This is a genomic window from Amycolatopsis sp. DSM 110486 (genome assembly GCF_019468465.1).
Classification (GTDB): Bacteria; Actinomycetota; Actinomycetes; order Mycobacteriales; family Pseudonocardiaceae; genus Amycolatopsis.
This window is the reverse complement of the sequence record NZ_CP080519.1, coordinates 7092480-7111369: the sequence shown is the minus strand read 5'-3', so window position 1 is coordinate 7111369 and position 18890 is coordinate 7092480. Positions and strand designations below refer to the sequence as shown.

Below are 18890 nucleotides of genomic sequence, written 5' to 3'. Positions count from 1 at the left end.
AGGTGGACAAGTCGACAACTCAGGCGAGGTCGAGCCAGGTGGTCTTGGTCTCGGGAGCCAGGTTTTGCGCCGCGGCCAGCCAGTCTTCGTGGGTCAGATCCGCCATCGGTCCACCGCCTCCTCGTCGAGTTCGACGCCGAGCCCGGGCCGTGGTGGCACGGCGAGCTCGCCGCCCGGGGTGATCGTCAGGGGTTCGGCGAGCATGAAGTCGCGTCGTTCCGGAGTCCAGCCGGGTGGGTCGTACGGGAACTCCAGGTACGGGCCGGCGCCGACGCCCGCCGCGAGCGCCAGGTTTGCGAGCAGGCCGATGCCGTTGGTCCAGCTGTGCGGCGTGAACGCGCGATGTTTGAATTCCGCCACCTCGGCGAGTGTGCGGGCGCGGTGCATTCCCACCGCGAGAACGGCGTCCATCTGGTAGATATCGAGCACGTCCTGTTCGAGATAGGACAACAAGTCGGGTACCGAGTGGTGCATTTCTCCCGCGGCGATGCGCAAGCCGGGGTTTTCCGAACGCAGGGTGCGAAAACCTTCGACATCGGCATAGGGCAAGGGTTCCTCGACCCAGAACACGTCGAGTTCGGCCAGACGGCGCACAAGCCGGCGGGTCGCGGCGAGGTCGGCGGCGGGCGCGGTGTCACCGGCCATCCGCCACGACTGGTTGAGATCCACCATGATGCGAAAATTCGAACCGAGCGCATCACGCACGGCGGCGACGGTCTCGACGCCTTCGTCGGCGTGGTCGCGATCGATGCGGATCTTGAGCGCGCGGAAGCCTTCTTCACGGGCCTGCTGCGCTGCCTCGACGCGTTCCGCCGGCGGCTTGAGCTCTGCCGAGGACGCGTAGACCGGCAGCGACTGCGCGGAGTTCCCGAAGAGCGTGGCGACGGGCAGGCCGGCGACCTGGCCGATCACGTCCCAGAGCGCGGCTTCGAGCGGCCAGTAGCGGCCGCCGTGGAAGTTGGCCGTCTCGATGGCTTTGACGTGGCGGACGATGTCGAGCGGGTCGGTGCCGACGAACAGGTGCTCCACGGCCTCGAAGCCCGCCATCGTGTCTCCGGAGCCGATGCCGGTGACGCCTTCGTCGGTGTGGACGCGCACGATCGTGGCGTCGAAGTGCCGCCGTGGCTCGGGATCCCACGCCGCGCGCAGCGGGGGGTCGAGCGGCAGGCGCAGGTGGTCGAGGGTGATCGCGGTGATCTTCATCGGTTTCGACGCTACGAGCGCGCCGGGCGGGCCGACAAGGGTGCGCGGGACATCGCAACGTGTGTTGCGCTCAGGCCAACTCGGCTTAGGGTTCGGCCATGACAGTGTCCGGGCACGGCCTGCGCCGCGACCTCGACCTGCTCGAGGCGCTGGCCTCGGCCGAGGCCCAGCGCTCGGGCGGCCTCGGCGTGGTGCGGCTGGCTTCGTTGACCGGGCGCGAGAAGAGTCAGGTTTCGCGCGCGCTCAAGGCGCTGGCGCTGGAGGGCGTGGTCGAGCGCGACCCCGACACCCTCCGCTACCGCATGGGCCGGCGCCTGTTTTCACTGGTCGCGCGCAGTGCGGAGGACCGTCTGGTGCGCGCCGCGGAGCCCGTGATGCACTCGCTGTCGGCGGACCTGGAGGAGACGAGCCACCTGTGCGTGCTTCGCGACCGCGAGGTGCTGACGCTGCTTTCGGTGTCGGGGCACTCGTTCCGCGTCCACGAATGGGAGGGCCGCGGTGTGCCGGCCGACCGCACCTCGGCCGGGCGCATCCTGCTGTTCGACGCGACGCCTGACGAGCTCTACGTGCGGTTCCCCGGCCATCCCGCGCTGCCCACTCTGTGGGCCACGATCCGTCACGCGCGTGACGAGGGGTTTGCCCGGGTGGTGGAGGAGTTCGAGCCCGGGCTGTCCGGTGTGTCGGCTCCGGTGCGGGACTTCCGGGGGCGGGTGGTGGCGGCGTTGAACATCTCGGCGCCGGATGCGCGGATCGGTTCGCGGCTGGCGGCGGCGGGGCGCCGGACGATCGCGGCGGCGGATGTGGTGTCGGCGCATCTGGGGTGGGAGCCGGAGCCACCGCTTGGCCGGATGACCTGACGGGCGCCGGAGTTCGACGCCGGGCATCGATCCCGGGTGATTCGGGTTGGGTGCTGCGGCGCGGATGCTTCGGTACGTCGATGCCGGGCATTTGCTTCGGCGCAACAGAGAACTGCCGCCGCGTCTGAGTGCTCGTGCTCCAAAACACGGCACGTCGGCGGTGGGTGTCGATGTCGCAGGCCGAACGACGGGGAACCGAGCCCGTGCCGAGCTTGCCTGGCGCCGACGTGACGGCGGGGCGCCGACGTGACTGCGGGCGCCGAGTCCACTGTGGACTCGGCGCCCTTGTGGTGGTCAGTCTTCGGGGTCGTCCTGGTCTTCGGCGAGCAGGGCGTAGAGGCGGCGGCGCGCGTCGGCCAGGATTTTGCGCATGTCGGCGGCCTGGGAGTCGGTGCCGGTGTACGCGACCTGGCCTGCGGCGGCCCAGAGGTCGCCGAGCTGCTTGTGCAGGGCGGCGAAGCGGTCGGCGGCCGGGTCGTCTTCGGGAGCGTGGGAGGCCCACAGCGCCGCGAACTCCTCCTCCCGGCCGGCGACGTGCTCGCGCCCCGCCTCGGTCAGATGCGCGACGCGGCGGCCGCCCTCCTCGGCCGAGCGGACGAGGCCCTCGTCCTCCAGCTGCTGCAGGATCGGGTAGATCGAACCGGGGCTCGGGCGCCACTCTTCGTTCGAGCGGCGCCGGATTTCCTGCATGAGCTGGTAACCGTGCATCGGGCCTTCGGCGAGCAAGGCGAGTACTGCCGGGCGCACGGGCCGCGCCGGGCCGCGGGAGCCGCGGCCGCCCCACTGGCGGCCGTCGCCGAACCACGCGCGCGGACCGCCGGGGCCACCAGGGAAGCCGCCGAAACCCGGGCCGCCGGGAAATCCGGGCCCCGGCGGGACCGGCGGCATCGGCGGAGGCGGCGGGAACCCGCCCGGCCCGCGCGCCGCATCGGGCGCGAAGCCGAAGGGATCGCCGAGGTCGCCGAAGTGGCCGGGACCGTGGTGGCCGCCGAAGTGGCTGTGGCCGTGGTGGCCGCCGAAGTGATCGGGGGCGCCAGGACCGTGGTGGCCGAAGCCGTGGTGCTCGCCGAAGCCGAACCGCTCGAACTCGCCGGAGCCTTCCGGCCTGCCGGAGTGCTCGGGGGCTCCGGGGCCGTGGTGGCCGAAGCCGTGGTGCTCGAAGCCGTTGACGGGGCCTTGGTGGCCGCCGAAGTGGTCGGGCGCGCCAGGGCCGCGGTGGCCGAATCCGTGATGCTCGTCGTCGTGGCTGGGGGCGTGGTGGGTGAAGCCGAAGCGGGCGGGGTGGTGGCTGTCGAAGTTGCCGGGGTGCTGTGGGCCGCCGAAGCCGTTGAACATGTGGTGGGTGCCTGCTGTCCTGGTCATGAGAAATCCCTTCGTGTGCTATCGCCGACATAGCCACGATATATCGGCAGCCTATCGTCGGCAACCCTGCAGGTCAGCGCAGTGAAGGGCGACCGGCAGCCCGTGGGCCGGAAGCACGCGGAGGGCGATGTCGGCCGGGGCGAGGCGGTGGGTGGAGACGGCGAGGGCGTGATCACCGTGGGGGCTCGGCCGCGTGGTGATGCCGGCCGACCGCGCCGTACGGACGTCGGTGCGCCCGAGTGCAGGGCCGCACGTGAGGCGCGAGCGGCGCCGAGACGGGACGGGGCTGGACGGGACAGCGCAGGGCAGGACGGGCCGGCAGAGCGGGGCGCCGAGACGAGACCGGGCAGGGCGGAGCAGGACGGGCTGGCAGGGCGGGGCGACGCCGAGACCGGGCGGGGCAGGGCAGGGCGGGGCAGGACGGGCTGGCGGGGCAGGGCGGGGCGGGGCAGGACGGGCTGGCGGGGCGGGGCCGCGCCGGGCAGGACAGGACTGGCAGGACACGGCGAGGCAGGGCGGGACGGGGCTGGGCAGAACGGGCTGACAGGGCGAGGCGGGGCGGCGCCGAGACAGGACGAGACGGGGCAGAGCCGACCTGAACTACTGCGCGCTGGTCGCCGGTGCGGTGGTCGCAGCCTCGGTGCCGAAGCGGATGGACTTGGCTTCCTTGCCCACGGCGGTCAGTACGGCGACGCAGACCAGTGCCGGGATGACTGTCCACAAGAGAGCGGCCGAGTAGCCCTGCGACTGCGCGATGGCTTGCTGGATCGGCAGGTTCAGCGCGGCCAGCAGGTTGCCCAGCTGATAGGTGACGCCGGGGTAGAAGCCGCGGATCGCGTCGGGCGACATTTCGGTGAGGTGGGCCGGGATGACGCCCCAGGCGCCCTGCACCATGATCTGCATGAGGAACGAGCCGAGCGCCAGCATGCCCGCGCCGTGGTCGAAGGCGAAGATCGGGATGATCGGCAGGCCCAGTACGGCGGCGCTGACGATCGTCACGCGCCGCCCGAAGCGTTCCGACAGGGCGCCGAAGGTGAGGCCGCCGATGATCGCGCCGATGTTGTAGATCACGGCGATCCACGTGCTCGTCGAGGTGCTCAGGCCGGCGCCGCCGTGTTCGGTGGACTTGAGGAACGTCGGGTAGACGTCCTGGGTGCCGTGGCTGAGCCAGTTGAACGCCGTCATCAGCACGATCAAATAGGCAAAGCGGCGGATGACCTTCGCGTTGAGCAGCACGTCCTTCACCGACGTGCGCGTGACCCGCATCTTCTCCTGCGCGGCCACCCACACCTCGGATTCCTTGACTCGCGCGCGGATCAGCAGGCTGATGAGCGCCGGGAACACGCTCAGCACGAAGATCCAGCGCCAGTCCAGGTCGAGGGCGGTGTGGAACAGCAGGTACGCCAGTGCGGCCACCAGGTAACCGCTCGAGTAGCCGGCCTGCAGCACCCCCGAGAAGAACCCGCGCCGCTGCACCGGAATCTTCTCCATGGCCAGCGCCGCGCCCAGGCCCCACTCGCCGCCCATGCCGATGCCGTAGATGAACCGCAGGATCAGCAACACGGTGAAGTTCGGCGCCACCGCGCAGAGCACACCGGCGACGGAGTACAGCAGCACGTCCACCATCAACGGGATCCGCCGCCCGACGCGGTCCGCCCACAGCCCGAACACCAGCGCCCCCACCGGCCGCATCACCAGCGTCGCGGTGGTGATGAACGCGAGCTGGGTCGCGGTCGCGCCGAAGGATTTGTCCTTGGCGATGTCCGCCAGGATGAACACGACCAGGAAGTAGTCGAACGCGTCCATGGTCCACCCGAGCCAGGCGGCGATGAACGCGTTGCGCTGGTCCGACGTGAGTTTGGGTTTCTTGCCCGCCGTGGCATCCGGCACCGGAGTCCCCCTGCTCGTTGGTGAGTTTCGAGGTGTCGCCGGTGTTGGTCTACACCTGAGTGAGTGACCGGGCAACCGATGTGGTTTGGCGGTTTTGGTGGCATTCAAGGGTTTTGCGCGGATTCCGGCGCGGCCGGAGCAGGGCGTGCGAAGGTCACGAAGATGATCGTCACTGGTGAAACTGGCAAATGCTCAGAGAGAAACGTGCGAGCTCACGTGGTGCCCGACGTCGCGGGCCCACGTGCGAATCCGCGCCCAGTCGCGGAAATCGCCGCCGCGGGACCCGCGCGCCATCAGCCGCGGCAGAACCCCCCGGACGAGCGCCGGGTCGAGCCGCCCGCCGAAGGTCGTGGTGCGTTCCGCGTCGATGCTCGCCGCCAGGAGCGCCACGGACGCGGGAAGGCTTACGTGCACCAGGGAGGCGCCCGGGCCGCAGGGGCCACTGTGGAAGAGCCAGACCTGACGCTCACGCAGGGCCGCCACGTTGCGCTCCAGCAGCCGGACCGCGGACGGACGCCAGCGCGAGTAGTACAGCGCGCTGCCGACCACCACGGCCGTGTACGGGGTGACGTCGGCGACGTCGGCCGCGTCCCGGGTGTCCACGGTGTGACCGAAGGCGCGCAGTTCTTCCGAGACCACCTCGGCGATCTCGCGGGTGCCGCCGGTCTTGCCTGCGTGGGCGACGAGCACTGCGGTCATGTCCCCATTGTCCGCCCTCGGCGGACCGTCGGCTCCCCCAGTTCGCCACGATCCGCCGAACGGCTGTTCCCATTACTGCGTTGTCCCGATTTCGATCCGGCCACAGTCACGGCGGGAACGGTTGCCGGACACGGCAACTGTTCCCGATTACTTCTGGTCGGATTCGTGACCGGCCGGGAGGAACGCCGGACGCGTCGCGGGGTCGGGTTCGTCGTAGTAGCGGTGGAAAACCGGGGTCTGCGCGCCGGAAAGCGGTGGCACGATCCAGCTCCAGTCGGCCGGGCACGAGCGGCCCGCTCGCTCCTCTCGTTCGAGGTGCGTGAGGAACCGCTGCGACTCCGAGTGGTGGTCGGCGATGGTGACGCCCGCGTGGTCGAACGAGTGCTGCACGGCCAACGTCAGCTCCACCAAGGCGCGGTCGCGCCACAGCGTGCGGTCGTCGTCCGTGGACAGGCCCATGAGGCCGGCGATGACGGGCAACAGGTTGTAGCGCGTGACGTCGGCGAGGTTGCGCGCGCCGATCTCCGTGGCCATGTACCAGCCGTTGAACGGCGCCGCGCAGTAGCGCACGCCGCCGATCTCCAGCGGCATGTTGCTGATGGCGGGCACGGCGTGCCAGCGCAGGCCGAGGCCGGCGAACCAGCGGTGGTCCGGGTGCGTCAGCGGCACCTCCAGCACGGCGTCGGTGGGCAGGCCGAACAGCTGCCGCGAACCCGGTTCGGCCTCGACGAGCAGCGGCAGCACGTCGAACGAACCGCGCCGCTCGGGTGCGTGCCAGCCCAGCTCTCGCACGGTGTCGGTGAACTCGACGTACTGCGGATCGCCCAGCACGGAGCCGTCTTCGAGGCGGTAGCCGGCGTAGCGGATGAGCTGGTCGTTGTGGATGCGCGGGCCTGGCGCGGTGGGGCTGTCCGGTGCGAACACCGTCAGCGTGGGCCGGATCCGGCCGCCGCGGGTCGCTTCGTGCAGGTGCGTGACGCATTCGGCGGCGACCCCCGCGGCGTCATGCACATCGCGGCGGTCGCGCACGCGCAGGCCGCGCCAGTAGAGCCGGCCGATGCAGCGCGCGGAGTTGCGCCACGCCACGCGCGCGCCGTGGGCCAGCTCGGCGTAGGTGTGCCGGTAGGAACCGGTTTCGGCGATCTCCTCCTTGATCTGCGCCAGCCGCTCGTCGACCCGCAGACCGGGCACGGCGGCTTCCGCGTGGCAGAGCCGGATGAATTCCTCGGCCTCGCCGTATTCGACGGTTGTCACCCTCTCGGGCGGTAACGATGCGTCGAAATTCACTCGCATGGACGCAACGGTCACCGGGCTACTCCGCTCTTCGAAAGCACAACCCGCGACACGCAGGGAAGACCCACTGTTCCTCCGTCATTCGGTGCTGATCCGAGTCGACGGCGAAAAACCCCGTAGCCCCAGGGGTTTCGCCAAGCCGGGAAGCGTACCCGAAGCGACGTTCAAGACAACCGCCGAATGTGTCGGCGGCACCGCGATAATTCGATAGACGCAGGTGAGCGGGGCGGAAATAAATGCGTCACATCAACCTTGCGCAATGTGTCCGGAAATTGATCACGACCTGGAAGCGGTTCCGTGATCACTTGGCGGTAAGGTCGTCGCGATGGTGGGAGGGGTGTGATCGTGGCCAGGCAGCGGATCCCGGTGGTCCTCGTCGCGGGGTTCCTCGGCTCGGGCAAGACCACGATGCTCAACCACCTGCTCGCCAACCGCGAGGGCGCGCGCGTCGGCGTGGTGGTCAACGACTTCGGCAGCGTGAACATCGACGCGCTCGCGGTGTCCGGCCAGGTCGACACCATGGTCTCGCTCGGCAACGGCTGTCTCTGCTGCGCCGTCGACGCGAGCGGGCTCGATGCGATGCTCGGGCGGCTGTCGAGCGCCGAAGCCGGTATCGACGTGATCGTGGTCGAGGCCAGCGGCATCGCCGAGCCGCGCGACCTGCTGCGGCTGATGATCGCCAGCGAGAACCCCGACATCCGCTACGGCGGCCTCGCCGAGGTCGTGGACGCCGCGGAGTTCGAGAGCACCCGCGAGCGCCACCCCGAGCTGGCCGCCCACCTGCGCATCGCCGACCTGGTCGTGGTCAACAAGGCCGACCGCGTCACGTCCGACGAGCTCGCCAAGCTGACCGCGACCGTCGAGGAGTTCGCGCCGGGGGTGCCGGTGCTGGTGACCGACCACGGCCGGGTGGACCCGCAGCTGTTCTTCGACCCGAAGCCCCGCGAGCGCTACGGCCAGCTGTCTTTCGACGACCTGCGCGAAGACGACCACGACCACTCGCAGCACCTCCACGCGGCCTACGAGAGCGTCACCTTCACAGCCGACCGCCCGCTGTCGCCGCGACGGCTGCTCGCGTTCCTGGAACAGCGCCCGCCCGGCCTCTACCGCGTGAAAGGCCACGTGGACCTGGGGCCGCGCGCGCGGTTCGGGCTGCACACCGTGGGCGCCTTCATCCAGCTCGACCGCTCCGCCTGGCCTGCCGGACGTCCGCGCCGCACCGAACTGGTGCTCATCGGCGCCGGCCTCGACGCCGACGATGTCACGCGGCGCCTCACCGAGTGCGTGGCCGAGGACGACAAGATCGACGAACGCGGCCTGCTGCGGATCTTGCGTTACCTCGACGAACCGGCGGCTGACCAGGGCGAACCGTCCCTCGAGGACTGACCGCGCCACGCCGAACACCGCGAAACGCACGGATTCCGCCGCACCGCGACGGAAGATGGCTGTGACGAAGGAATGAAGCTGAACCGGCCTCCCAGGAGGACTGTTCCATGGCGACCATCCCCACAGTCCACACCGCGACCCGCTGGTACCTCGTCGGCGCCCTGCCGGACGACGCACCCGTCGCCCATCTCATGACCCGCGCCGGCGACCTGCGCTACCGCCGCTCCGTCTGCGGCGAACGCGAATCGCGCACCTGGACGCCGATCGACCTCGCGGCCCCGCGCACCGGCGATGTCACGCCGTGCCCGGACTGTGCGGCGACCCTCTCGGGCGCACCGCCGGGTGCGGGCGATCAGTTGGCCTTCGACCTGCCGTTCGAGTGAGCGGCGAGGTCTTTGGCGTACTGTGCCGATCGTTACCAATCAGACCACAGCCACGGCCGAATGGCTTCTTGGCAACGGTTACGTTGCCGCGCGGGGGTCGGCCTACTTTTGGCCGGATTGGTAACAGACGCTCTCCGGGTCGTTCTCGTGCGGCGGGAACGCGGCGACGCGCCGGTAGCCCTCGCGCGCGTACAGCCGCATCGCCGCGGGTTGCCGCAGGCCCGTCTCGAGCCGCATTCCGGTGGCGCCGCCCCGGCGGGCCACGTCCTCGGCGGCGGCCACGAGGGCAGCGGCGAGCCCGCTCCCGCGAGCCGGCGGAGCGACGTACATGCGGTTGAGCAGGCACCAGCCCTGGACCTCGGGCTGAACTGCGCAGCAGCCGAGGGCGACGCCGTCGCCGGTGCCCATCAGGTAGTGGGTGCGGGGAGGCAGGGGGGACGGGCGGGCGTCCGGCGGCAGACCGTAAACGGCGACGAGTTCGGCCGTCATGGCGGCGACGAGGGTATGCAAGGCCGGATCGGTGGTCTCGCACGGCTCGATGTCCACGCGCCTCAGGTCTTCTTCGCGCGGCTCGGCGCCACGCGGGGCGGCTCGCCCGGCATCTTCGGGTACACCGGCGGCCAGGGAGCGTCCATGAGGCCCGACGCGAGGTCCGAGCGGGACAGCTCCAGCAGCGGCTCGATCGACTGCGGCCGGTCGTTCGCACCGGCCCACGGGTCGCCGTGCTGGGCCACGAGGGCGGGCACAGAAGTCAGGGTCAGCGTGTCCGGGACGACGGTGGCGAGGCCGTCCCACGAGATCGGCGTGGAGACCTGGCCGCCGACCCGCGGGCGGACGCACCACGCGCCGAAAACCGTCTTGTGCGGGGCGTTCTGGTTGAAGTCGACGAAGACGCGCGCGCCGCGTTCCTCCTTCCACCACTGGGCCGTGATGAGGTCCGGGTGGCGACGTTCGAGGGCTCGCGCGAGGGCGACGGCGGCTGCGCGCACCTGGTAGCCGTCCCAGCGGGGTTCGAGGATGGCGTAGAGGTGCAGGCCGCGCGAGCCGGAGGTCTTCACGTGGACCTCGATGCCCAGCCCTGTCAGGAACTCGCGCACGAGCACCGCCGCGTCGCGCAGCTGCGGGAAGCCGATGCCGGGCGACGGGTCGAGGTCGATGCGCAGCTCGTCGGCGATGTCGAGGGACGCGGCGCGGTTCGGCCACACGTGGAAACCGAGGCAGCCCTGGTTCACGGCCCACAGCACGTGGGCGAGGTCGGCGGCCACGAGGGCGTCGCTGGTGGTGCCGTTGGGCGTGGAGACGACGGTGGTGGTGAGCCACTCGGGCGCGGTCTTGGGCACGCGCTTCTGAAACCAGCTTTTGCCGCCGGCCCCGTCCGGGTAGCGCTCCAGCAGCAGAGGCCGGCCGCCGAGGCGGTCGAGCAGCGGGCCGGCCACGGCCTGGTAGTAGCGCACGAGGTCGAGCTTCGTCTCGCCGCGCTCGGGGAAGTACACCTTGTCCGGGCTGGAGATCGTCAGCTCGACGCCGTCGAGCTCCAGGGCCACCCCGCTCATCTCGCCTCCCCGAACAACGTCGCCAGCTCGGCCGGCGGCGCTTCCTCCAGCTGCGCGTATGTGCACGACGCCGGCTCGCGGTCGGGGCGGAAGCGCACGAGCCGCCCGCCGTGGCGGAACCGGCCGCCCTGCAGGTGCTCGTAGCGCACCTCCGCGACCCACTCGGGCCGCACGGCCTCCCACGACAGGTCCTTCTGCGGCGCCCAGCGACTGTTCGCGCCGGGCCGCCGGCCGGGCTCGGGCTCGTACTCGGCCCAGGTGCGCCACGGGTGGCCTTCCAGCGCGTTCTCCCGCAGGGGCGCCAGCTCGTCGACCAGCTCACGGCGCCTTTTGGCCGTGAAGCTGCTGGCCACGCCGACGTGGTGCAACGCGCCGGCGTCGTCGAACAAGCCGAGCAGCAGCGAGCCGACGCCCTGGCCGTCCTTGTGCCAGCGGAACCCGGCGACGACGCAGTCGGCCGTGCGCTCGTGCTTGACCTTCCACATCACGCGCTTGTCCTGCTCGTACGGCTGATCGGCGGGCTTGGCCATCACGCCGTCGAAGCCCGCGCCCTCGAAGCGGGTGAACCAGTCCTCGGCCGTGTCCGGATCCGTGGTCAGCGGGGTCAGGTGGACGCGCTGCAGGCCGCCGCTCGGGTTGTCGCCGAGCAGGTCTTCCAGGATCCGCCGGCGCGTGCTGAACGGCTCGGCCGTGAGGTCGCGGTCGCCCAAGGCCAGCAGGTCGAACGCCACGAAGCTCGCCGGCGTCTCCTCGGCCAGCTTCCGCACGCGGCTCGCGGCCGGGTGCAGCCGCAGCTGCAGCGACTCGAAGTCCAGGCCCCGCGGCGTGACCAGCACGATCTCGCCGTCGACCACGCACTTCTCCGGCAGCGCGTCGCCCAGTAGCTCGACCAGCTCGGGGAAGTAGCGCGTGAGCGGGCGGTCGTTGCGCGAGCCCAGCTCCACCTCGGCTCCGTCGCGGAACACGACGCAGCGGAACCCGTCCCACTTGGGCTCGAACCAGAGCCCCTCGGTCCTGGGGACCTCGTGCACGGCCTTGGCGAGCATCGGCCGCACCGGCGGCATCACGGGAAGCTCCACGCGCCGATCGTAGGCCGCGTCGCGGCTGACCAGCACCGGTTTGACTTTCCTCGCCCGTTCGGGAAGAAGTTTCCCCGCTGCGGCGAAGACGTGGTGAAAGCTGTCCCCGACTGGGAGGAAACCCGCGTGAGCGAGGCAGAGACATGACCGCATCGGTGGGTGACGCCGAACTGGCCGCGCGGTTCCGGCTGGAACCCGAGGCGTTCACCGAGGTGCACGACCGCTACTACCCCGCCGTCCACCGCTACGTCGCGGCGCGGCTCGATTCGCGCGACGCCGAGGACGTCACGGCGGAGACGTTCCTGATCGCGTTCGATCGGCGGCAGAAGTTCGACGCCGCGCGCGGCGAGCTGCGGCCGTGGTTGTTCGGGATCGCCACGAACCTGGTGGCGGGGCACCACCGCAAGGAAGCGCGCCACTACCGGGCCCTGACGCGGCTGGGGGTCGCGCCAGAGCCCGGTGAGGGCCACGAAAGCCGTGTGGTCACGGCGATCGCCGCGCGTGGCACGCTCGCGGCCGCGCTGGCGAAGCTCCCACGCGGCGAACGCGACGTGCTGCTGCTCGTGGCGCTCGCGCAACTCGACGGAGCCATTGAAAAGCGGCCTCGGTGGCCCTGGCCCTCGGCATCTCCTCCGGCACGGTCGGCTCCCGGCTGCACCGCGCCCGTCAGAAGCTCGCTCCGATCCTGGCCCAGGAGGCTCGCGATGAATGACCTGCAGAAGCTCGAAATGCTGCTCGCCGCCGACGACCCGACGCCCGCCGCCGTGGCGCAGAGCCGCCGCCGGCTGCAGGAGCGGATCGCCGGCAAGCCCGCCCGCGGCCTCACCGCGAGGCCGGTCCGGGGGCTGCGCGCGGCGTGGCTGGCCGGAGGGACCGGCGCCATCGCGGCCGCGGCCGTCGCTGTCGCGGTGTTCAGCGCGGCCCCGGCCCCGCCCGCCGCGCCGCCCGTTGTCCAGTCCGGGCCGCAGGTGCTGCTCGCCGCCGCGACCGTCGCCGAGCGCTCGCCCGACGCGACGGGCACCTACTGGCACGTGACGATCACCGAGACCGGCCCGGGCGCGGCCGTCACGGACTACTGGGTCAAGCCCGACGGGCACTGGTGGTTCCGCGGCGCGAAGACCGGCGGGAAGGCGATGCCGATGCCCGGCTCGCAGCCGTTCTCGCTCGTGGGCGTGCACCTGACCTACGCCCAGCTGCGCGCTCTGCCCACCGACCCGGCGGCGCTCAAGGCGTGGATCGCCGAGGCCGAGACGCACAGCGCCGCACGGACGAGCGGCGGCCCGTTCACGGCCGCCGAGCGGGACCGGGCGACGTTCGAGTCGCTGGTCTCGCTGGTGTCCACGCTGCCGGCGCCGCCGGCGGTGCGGGCCGCGGCGTTCCGGGCGATCTCCGAGTACCCGGGTGTCGGCACGCTCGGCGCCGTGCCGGGCGGGCAGGGCCTGACGATTCCGCCGGACGGCCTGCGCCTCGTCGTCGACCCCGCCACGGGTCGCGTCAACGCCACTTCCGTCTACGTCACCGCCGACGGCGCGCAGTACCTCATCGCGCCGCCCGGCACCGCCCGCGTCGACGCGGGCTGGACGGACATTCCGCCGCAGTAGGTCACGGGCGGGTGCGGCCGGCCGGGAACACCCGCGCCGGCCCGCCCGCCAGTGCCCGGCAGATGCCGCGCGCGGCCGCCATCACCACGGGCGCCAACGCTCCCGGCTGCGTGCTGCCGGCACGCACCACAAGGGACACTGCCGCCGCGACCGTGCCGTCGGCGGTGAAGACCGGGGCGCCGACGGAGAGGGCGTCGACGGTCACCTGGCCGTCGCTGACGGAGTAGCCGAGCTTGCGGACCTCGGCGAGCGTGCGGCGCAGCCGAATCGGGTCGCAGACCGTCTTCGGCGTGTAGCTGTGCAGGGGCGCTCCGAGCACTTCTTCCTGCACGGCCGCGGGCGCGTGGGCGAGCAGGACGAGGCCGACGCCCGTGGCGTGCAAGGCGAACCGGCCGCCGACGCGGGTCCAGACCGGCACGGCGTCGCGCCCGGCGATGCGTTCGACGAACACGACCTCCAGGCCCTCGCGCACGGCGAGCTGGACGTTCTCGTGCGTGACCTCGTACAGGTCCTCCAGGAACGGCATCGCCGCGTCGCGCAAGCCGAGCCCGCGCGGAGCGAGCGACGCGACCTCCCACAGCCGCAGCCCGATGCGGTAGCGCCCAGCCGCGTCGCGTTCCAGCGCACCCCACTCGACGAGCTCGGCCGCGCGCCGGTGCGCGGTCGCGAGGGAGACGCCGGAACGCCGGGCCAGCTCGCTGAGGCTGAGGTCCGCGGCGTCCGGGGTGAAAGCCTCGAGCAGCGCCAGCACCTTGCTGGTCACGGAGGTGCCCGTCGCCGGGGCTTGCCGGGTCATCGCCTCACGCTACCCGCGGATTCACAGATCCAGAACGAGTCGCGCGCCGGCGCAGCGCGACACGCAGATCATCATCACGTCACCCGCCTCGCGCTCCGGGCCGGTGAGCACGGAGTCGCGGTGGTCCGGCACCCCCGCGAGCACGCCGGTCTCGCACGTGCCGCACGTACCTTCCTGGCAGGAGGACAACACGGGCACGCCGGACTCTTCGAGCACCGACAGGATCGAGCGGTCCGCCGGTACCGCCAACGTCCGGCCCGACTGGGCGAGCTCGATCTCGAAGGCGTCGCGCGGACCGGTGTCGGGGAGCGCCGTGAACCGCTCGATGTGCAGCAAATCGGGCGCACACCGCTGCTCGACGGCCGCCAGCAACGGTTCCGGGCCGCAGCAGTAGACGGCCGCGCCCGGTGCCGCGGCCAGCGCCGCGTCGAGGTCTAGCAGTCCGCGCTCGTCCTGCGGCACGAGCTCCACGCGTTCGCCGTAGCGTTCGCCCAGTTCCGCGGCGAAGGCCATCGACGCCCGCGTGCGGCCGCCGTAGAGCAGGCGCCACTCGGCGCCCGCCGCCTCGGCCGCGGCCAGCATCGGCACGAGCGGCGTGATGCCGATGCCACCCGCCACGAACAAGTAGCGCGGCGAAGGCACCATCCCGAAGTGGTTGCGCGGGCCGCGCACGCGCAGCCGCTCGCCACCGGTCAGTCCGTGGACGTGCGCCGAGCCCCCGCGTCCGGACGGCTCGTGCAGCACGGCCACCTGCAGCACCGACCGGTCGGCCGGATCACCGCACAGCGAGTACTGCCGCACGAGATCCGGGCCCAGCACGAGGTCCACGTGCGCACCCGGCTCCCACGCCGGCATCGCCGCGCCGGCCGGGTCGCGCAGGGTCAGCCGGACGACGCCGTCGGCCAGCCGTTCCGGGGCCGCCAGCACCACGTCGAGCTCCAGCTCCGTGGCCAGGACGCTCATCGTCTCCTCCTCCAAAACCGCTCAGACAGCGACGGCCACGCGCTCAGGCGGGACCACCGGCACCGACGGACCGCCGTGCCCGACGGGGTGGGCCAGCAGCCAGTCCCACAACTCGACCGGGTCCTCCGACTCGTGCTCGGCCCCGCAGTGACAAACGCCGACGAGCACGTCCGTGCCGAGCTTCCAGTGGATGCGCACCACGTTTTCGCCCCGCAGCATCGCCACGCGCTCGCTCACGACGACACGACCTGCGCGCTCTCGCCGGCCGCCATCTTCTTGAGGATGCGGCGCGCCGCCAGCCCGCCCGTGTCGATGTTGACCGAAAGCTCCTGGTACCCCTCGGGCTCGGCCTCGATGACGCGTTCGAGGATGTCGAGCGCCCGCACGTCCTGCAGCACGACCGTGCGGTTGTTCTCCGCGAGGAAATCGGACACACTGGCGTCGTCGAGCGCGAAGTCCCTTGCCACGGCCCAGAAGTCGTGGGTGCTGTGCTCGGTCTCCGGAGTGATCGCGTAGACGACCTCGACGTGGAAGCCGTCGGGGTCGGTGCCGTCGGAGTTCGGCAGCACACCGACGGGCGCGATACGGCTGTGCAGCAGGTACAGGCACGGCGGGTGGTACTCGATGTCCTGCCAGCGCGTGATCCGGCCTTCGATGCCCGTGGACTTGGCGTAGAACGACGGGCACTCGGCGTCGGCCATGTGGCGGCTGACGTAGATGATGCCGCGGTCCTCGTCGACCTCCGTGGTGATCGGCGTGTTCGCGACCTCCGGCGTGCCGATGTAGCCGCCGTGCAGGTAAGTCTCGTGCGACAGGTCGAGCAGGTTGTCCACCAGCAGCTCGTAACGCGCGGCGAGTGGTTCCATGCCGCTCACGCTGGTGTAGGCCGGGTCCGCGAGCCACGGGGCTCGCGGGATGGTGGACTCGTCGGCCAGCTCGCGCTCGCCGATCCAGACCCATACGAACGAGTCCTGCTCCACCACCGGGTAGGACGGAACCCGTGCGGTGCGCGGAATCCGTGCCTGGCCGGGGACGAACACGCACGAGCCGGCGCTGTCGTAGGTGAAGCCGTGGTAGCCGCAGACGATCTTGTCGCCGTCGAGCCGGCTCTCCGAGAGCGGGTAGCGGCGGTGCACGCAGCGGTCGGCCAGAGCGACGACGTCGCCGGATTCGGTGCGGTAGAAGACGATCGGCTCGCCGAGCACGGTCCGGGAGAACAGCTCCCGGCCCACTTCGCGACCGTATGCGGCGACATACCACTGGTTTCGGGCAAACGCTGCCATCGACGCCTCAGAGCTCCTTCGGTCGGGGTCGGCTTCCGAAGCTCTCACCCGCGGTGCGCCGGGGACCATCCGGGTTTTCACCCACTGAAAGACTCTCATCGTCACGAAATCACCCCTTCCCACAGCGCGGGGGCGGACGTACAGTCGGCGGCATCGTTATTTCGGGTACCGGAACGTACGGGGACCAAAATGACCACCAACGACACTGAGACCTTCGACGAGCTGGGCCCGGAAGCGGGCCTCGGCGAGGTCTTGCTGGCACTGGGCGGGCGCTTGACCCGGCTCCAGACGGAGCTGCTCGCCGAGCTCGAGCTGCCGCTCACCATCCGGCAGTACCGGATCCTCTCGAGGGTCGGGAGCGGCCACACGTCGCTCACGGCGCTGTGCAAGCTCGCGCACCGCAATCCGTCGACGATGTCCGAAAGCGTCGACAAGATGGTGAACCAGGGCTTACTCTCGCGCCGCCCCTCGGCCACGAGCCGGCGCACGATGCAACTCGAGCTCACCACCAAGGGCGTCAACGCGCGGGACACCGCCCGGCGCACCCTCGACAAGTTCGCGGCCGAGCTGACCGCGGGCCTCACCTCCGAGATGCGCGACCAGCTGCTGCCCGCGCTCTCGCAGCTCTACTTCGACGTCCAGGGCAACCTGGACGACCGGTGACGGAAGAAGACCCAAGGAGGGTCAGCACCACCGCACGACACCGGGTCGGAACCGTTTGACGCTGGGCCATTCGGCCCTGCACCACGAGGTTTCGAACCGGACGGCTTCGAGCCACCGGCCGACGTCCCTCGGCCTCCGAACAGCCCGGCTTCCGAGCCGGGCGGCTTCGGAGTGCCGCGGTGCCGGAGGCGTCGAAGCCATCGGGTGGCAACCGATCAGCCCGATGCGACCGGACCGCAGACCGACGGCTCACCAGCCCGCCGGCCTGCCCAACCGGATCGCTGAACCGCCGATGGGTTGCCGGCCAACGGGTTCCGAGCCGCGCGACCACCGCGTCGAGCGGCGCGGAGCCACCGGGTAGCACCAGCCGCCGCCTACGAGCTGCTGGGTTTCACAAGCCCTGGGTTGTTCCAAGCCACAAGGAGGTGGCCCCACATGCCCCCGTCCCCCGCGACCTCGTCCCACTCCCTGCTCTCCCGCCTCGACGAGTCGGCGTTCACCGCACGGCACCTGAGGATCTACGTAACCGTCCTCATCGGACATTTCCTGTGCGGGTTCGTGATCAACCTGACCGGCGTGATCCTGCCGGGTGTCATCAAGACCTTCCACCTCACCAGCGAGTCGGCCGGGGTGTTCTCCTCGGCGCTGTTCGCGGGCATGCTCGTGGGCGCGGCCGTCGCCGGCACGGTGTCCGACCGGTTCGGCCGGAAGGTGCCGCTGTCGATCACGGTGATCGTCTACGCCGTGTTCTCACTCGCCGCGGTGTTCGCACCCAGTTTCGGCGCGTTGGTCACGTTCCGCGCGCTGCAGGGGATCGGGCTCGGCGCCGAGATCGCCGTGGTCCTGCCCTACATCGCCGAGTTCGTGCCCTCGCGCCACCGCGGCCCGCTCGTCACCGCGGCCACGGCGGCGTGGCTGATCGGGCTGCCGACGGCGGCCGCGGTCGGCACCGCGGTGGTGCCGGCGTTCGGCTGGCGTGCGATGTTCGTGATCGCCACCGTGCCGGTGCTCGTCGGTGTGTTCATGCTGGCGACGCTGCCGGAGTCGGTCCGCTACCTGCTGCGCCGCGAGCGCCTCGCCGAAGCGGCGGCCATCGTCAGCGGCCTGTGCCGAGGCGGTAACCCCACCGAAGCTCCCGCCGCCCGGCACTCGGCACCCGAGACCAGCGGCACCGTGCGCACGCTCGTCGCCCGGCACTACCTGCGCTACACGATCGCCATCTGGTTCATGGAGGTCTGCGCCGGCGCGTTCCTCTACGGGCTCTCGAGCTGGCTGCCGTCCGTGCTGGAAGGCCAGGGCGTGGACCTGCTCAAGAGCTTCGGCTACACGGCGATCATCACGGCCGCCGGCGTGGTCGGCGCGATCCTCGCCGGGCAGCTGATCAACCGGATCGGCCGCCGCGTCGTCCTCGGCGGGGCATTCATCCTCAGTGGACTGTTCTGCCTGGCCTGGGGCACCACGTCGGCGACCGGCGCGGTGATCGTGCTCGGTTCGCTGGCCACGTTCTTCGGCAGCGGCCTCGCCGGCAGCACGCTCTTCGCCTACGCCAGCGAGCTCTACCCCACGGCGAGCCGCGCGACCGGGCTCGGCTGGGCGGCGGCGTGGCAGAAGGTCGGCGGCCTCATCATGCCCGTGCTCGTCGGGTTCATCCTGGCGGCGCACGCTTCGCAGTTCCTGTTCTTCCTGGTCTTCGGGATCATCTCCATCCTCGCCGGGATCGCCGCGCTCGTGGCGACCTTCGAGACCCGCGGCCGCACCGTCGAGCAGATCACGAGTGAGATCACCGGCGAAGGGGCGCCCGCCGCCCTGACCCCGGCGCGCTCCTGACTGACCGAGCAACACCGAAAAACCGAACCCACCACAAACACAGTGGAGGAAT

General features: G+C 71.1%; 19 protein-coding genes and 1 pseudogene. 8 read left to right on the top strand and 12 right to left on the bottom strand.

Features of this window, described 5'->3' with window-relative positions:
- Window positions 1–93: 93 nt before the first annotated feature.
- Complete coding sequence (locus tag K1T34_RS34530) at window positions 94–1203, bottom strand: mandelate racemase/muconate lactonizing enzyme family protein (protein ID WP_220238916.1); 1110 nt, start codon at window positions 1201–1203, stop codon at window positions 94–96.
- A 98-nt stretch (window positions 1204–1301) separates the two neighbouring features.
- On the opposite strand from K1T34_RS34530, the gene K1T34_RS34525 reads away from it, so the two are divergent.
- On the top strand, window positions 1302–2060 hold the full coding sequence (locus K1T34_RS34525; protein ID WP_220238915.1) for an IclR family transcriptional regulator: 759 nt from the start codon (window positions 1302–1304) through the stop codon (window positions 2058–2060).
- Window positions 2061–2354: 294 nt separating this feature from the next.
- Here the strand turns inward: K1T34_RS34525 and K1T34_RS34520 are convergent, their stop codons facing one another.
- The 4 genes from K1T34_RS34520 to K1T34_RS34505 form a co-directional block, all read right to left on the bottom strand.
- A complete protein-coding gene (locus K1T34_RS34520) occupies window positions 2355–3422 on the bottom strand; it encodes a PadR family transcriptional regulator (RefSeq protein WP_255637757.1) in 1068 nt (355 codons plus the stop codon).
- Between the two features lie 600 nt (window positions 3423–4022).
- A complete protein-coding gene (locus tag K1T34_RS34515) occupies window positions 4023–5312 on the bottom strand; it encodes an MFS transporter (RefSeq protein WP_220238914.1) in 1290 nt (429 codons plus the stop codon).
- A 192-nt stretch (window positions 5313–5504) separates the two neighbouring features.
- Window positions 5505–6011 carry a flavodoxin domain-containing protein gene (locus K1T34_RS34510; protein WP_220238913.1) on the bottom strand — a complete coding sequence of 169 codons (507 nt, stop codon included), beginning with the start codon at window positions 6009–6011 and terminating at the stop codon, window positions 5505–5507.
- Between the two features lie 147 nt (window positions 6012–6158).
- Window positions 6159–7304 (bottom strand): nitric oxide synthase oxygenase, encoded by a 1146-nt coding sequence (locus tag K1T34_RS34505; RefSeq protein ID WP_220238912.1) that lies wholly within the window; start codon window positions 7302–7304, stop codon window positions 6159–6161.
- A 345-nt stretch (window positions 7305–7649) separates the two neighbouring features.
- Here K1T34_RS34505 and K1T34_RS34500 point away from each other — a divergent pair, with 345 nt between their 5' ends.
- The gene (locus K1T34_RS34500; protein WP_220238911.1) at window positions 7650–8690 is read left to right on the top strand and encodes a GTP-binding protein; all 1041 of its coding nucleotides are present in this window, start codon (window positions 7650–7652) and stop codon (window positions 8688–8690) included.
- Between the two features lie 107 nt (window positions 8691–8797).
- Entirely contained in the window at window positions 8798–9073 is a 276-nt protein-coding gene (locus K1T34_RS34495; RefSeq protein WP_220238910.1) for a hypothetical protein, read from the top strand.
- Between the two features lie 102 nt (window positions 9074–9175).
- Here K1T34_RS34495 and K1T34_RS34490 read toward each other — a convergent pair whose 3' ends face one another.
- Genes K1T34_RS34490 through K1T34_RS34480 form a run of 3 tightly spaced genes read right to left on the bottom strand, consistent with a single transcriptional unit; the run spans window position 9176 to window position 11705 of the window.
- Window positions 9176–9619, bottom strand: a complete 444-nt coding sequence (locus tag K1T34_RS34490) for a GNAT family N-acetyltransferase (protein ID WP_220238909.1) — start codon at window positions 9617–9619, stop codon at window positions 9176–9178.
- Between the two features lie 5 nt (window positions 9620–9624).
- Window positions 9625–10626, bottom strand: a complete 1002-nt coding sequence (gene ligD, locus K1T34_RS34485; protein ID WP_220238908.1) for a non-homologous end-joining DNA ligase — start codon at window positions 10624–10626, stop codon at window positions 9625–9627.
- Window positions 10623–11705: an ATP-dependent DNA ligase gene (locus K1T34_RS34480; RefSeq protein ID WP_220238907.1), complete on the bottom strand. Its 1083-nt coding sequence runs from the start codon at window positions 11703–11705 to the stop codon at window positions 10623–10625. The genes ligD and K1T34_RS34480 overlap by 4 nt, the downstream gene beginning before the upstream one ends.
- 143 nt (window positions 11706–11848) lie before the next feature.
- Here K1T34_RS34480 and K1T34_RS54510 point away from each other — a divergent pair.
- The 3 genes and pseudogenes from K1T34_RS54510 to K1T34_RS54500 form a co-directional block, all read left to right on the top strand.
- Window positions 11849–12061, top strand: a pseudogene (locus K1T34_RS54510) (RNA polymerase sigma factor); the annotation flags it as partial.
- Window positions 12062–12312: 251 nt separating this feature from the next.
- Window positions 12313–12417 (top strand): sigma factor-like helix-turn-helix DNA-binding protein, encoded by a 105-nt coding sequence (locus tag K1T34_RS54505; RefSeq protein WP_304504332.1) that lies wholly within the window; start codon window positions 12313–12315, stop codon window positions 12415–12417.
- Window positions 12410–13306, top strand: coding sequence for a CU044_5270 family protein (locus tag K1T34_RS54500; RefSeq protein WP_220238906.1), 897 nt, complete (start codon window positions 12410–12412; stop codon window positions 13304–13306). Before K1T34_RS54505 ends, K1T34_RS54500 begins: the two co-directional genes overlap by 8 nt.
- Before the next feature lies 1 nt (window position 13307).
- Here K1T34_RS54500 and K1T34_RS34465 read toward each other — a convergent pair whose 3' ends face one another.
- Genes K1T34_RS34465 through K1T34_RS34450 form a run of 4 tightly spaced genes read right to left on the bottom strand, consistent with a single transcriptional unit; the run spans window position 13308 to window position 16348 of the window.
- The gene (locus K1T34_RS34465; protein WP_220238905.1) at window positions 13308–14102 is read right to left on the bottom strand and encodes an IclR family transcriptional regulator; all 795 of its coding nucleotides are present in this window, start codon (window positions 14100–14102) and stop codon (window positions 13308–13310) included.
- Between the two features lie 21 nt (window positions 14103–14123).
- Window positions 14124–15065 (bottom strand): PDR/VanB family oxidoreductase, encoded by a 942-nt coding sequence (locus tag K1T34_RS34460; RefSeq protein ID WP_220238904.1) that lies wholly within the window; start codon window positions 15063–15065, stop codon window positions 14124–14126.
- A gap of 21 nt (window positions 15066–15086) precedes the next feature.
- Complete coding sequence (locus tag K1T34_RS34455) at window positions 15087–15302, bottom strand: hypothetical protein (RefSeq protein WP_255637755.1); 216 nt, start codon at window positions 15300–15302, stop codon at window positions 15087–15089.
- On the bottom strand, window positions 15299–16348 hold the full coding sequence (locus K1T34_RS34450) for an aromatic ring-hydroxylating dioxygenase subunit alpha (RefSeq protein ID WP_220238903.1): 1050 nt from the start codon (window positions 16346–16348) through the stop codon (window positions 15299–15301). The genes K1T34_RS34455 and K1T34_RS34450 overlap by 4 nt, the downstream gene beginning before the upstream one ends.
- Before the next feature lie 189 nt (window positions 16349–16537).
- Here K1T34_RS34450 and K1T34_RS34445 point away from each other — a divergent pair, with 189 nt between their 5' ends.
- A complete protein-coding gene (locus K1T34_RS34445) occupies window positions 16538–17011 on the top strand; it encodes a MarR family winged helix-turn-helix transcriptional regulator (RefSeq protein ID WP_220238902.1) in 474 nt (157 codons plus the stop codon).
- Between the two features lie 435 nt (window positions 17012–17446).
- Window positions 17447–18838: an MFS transporter gene (locus tag K1T34_RS34440; protein ID WP_220238901.1), complete on the top strand. Its 1392-nt coding sequence runs from the start codon at window positions 17447–17449 to the stop codon at window positions 18836–18838.
- Window positions 18839–18890 lie beyond the last annotated feature (52 nt).

Bases quoted from the DNA above. Each gene is read 5' to 3' on its own strand.
- ligD (WP_220238908.1), bottom strand. From the start codon at position 10,626: ATGAGCGGGGTGGCCCTGGAGCTCGACGGCGTCGAGCTGACGATCTCC.
- K1T34_RS34465 (WP_220238905.1), bottom strand. From the start codon at position 14,102: ATGACCCGGCAAGCCCCGGCGACGGGCACCTCCGTGACCAGCAAGGTG.
- K1T34_RS34525 (WP_220238915.1), top strand. From the start codon at position 1,302: ATGACAGTGTCCGGGCACGGCCTGCGCCGCGACCTCGACCTGCTCGAG.
- K1T34_RS34440 (WP_220238901.1), top strand. From the start codon at position 17,447: ATGCCCCCGTCCCCCGCGACCTCGTCCCACTCCCTGCTCTCCCGCCTC.
- K1T34_RS34495 (WP_220238910.1), top strand. From the start codon at position 8,798: ATGGCGACCATCCCCACAGTCCACACCGCGACCCGCTGGTACCTCGTC.
- K1T34_RS34505 (WP_220238912.1), bottom strand. From the start codon at position 7,304: ATGCGAGTGAATTTCGACGCATCGTTACCGCCCGAGAGGGTGACAACC.
- K1T34_RS34520 (WP_255637757.1), bottom strand. From the start codon at position 3,422: ATGACCAGGACAGCAGGCACCCACCACATGTTCAACGGCTTCGGCGGC.
- K1T34_RS34445 (WP_220238902.1), top strand. From the start codon at position 16,538: ATGACCACCAACGACACTGAGACCTTCGACGAGCTGGGCCCGGAAGCG.
- K1T34_RS34510 (WP_220238913.1), bottom strand. From the start codon at position 6,011: ATGACCGCAGTGCTCGTCGCCCACGCAGGCAAGACCGGCGGCACCCGC.
- K1T34_RS54500 (WP_220238906.1), top strand. From the start codon at position 12,410: ATGAATGACCTGCAGAAGCTCGAAATGCTGCTCGCCGCCGACGACCCG.
- K1T34_RS34460 (WP_220238904.1), bottom strand. From the start codon at position 15,065: ATGAGCGTCCTGGCCACGGAGCTGGAGCTCGACGTGGTGCTGGCGGCC.
- K1T34_RS34530 (WP_220238916.1), bottom strand. From the start codon at position 1,203: ATGAAGATCACCGCGATCACCCTCGACCACCTGCGCCTGCCGCTCGAC.
- K1T34_RS34450 (WP_220238903.1), bottom strand. From the start codon at position 16,348: ATGGCAGCGTTTGCCCGAAACCAGTGGTATGTCGCCGCATACGGTCGC.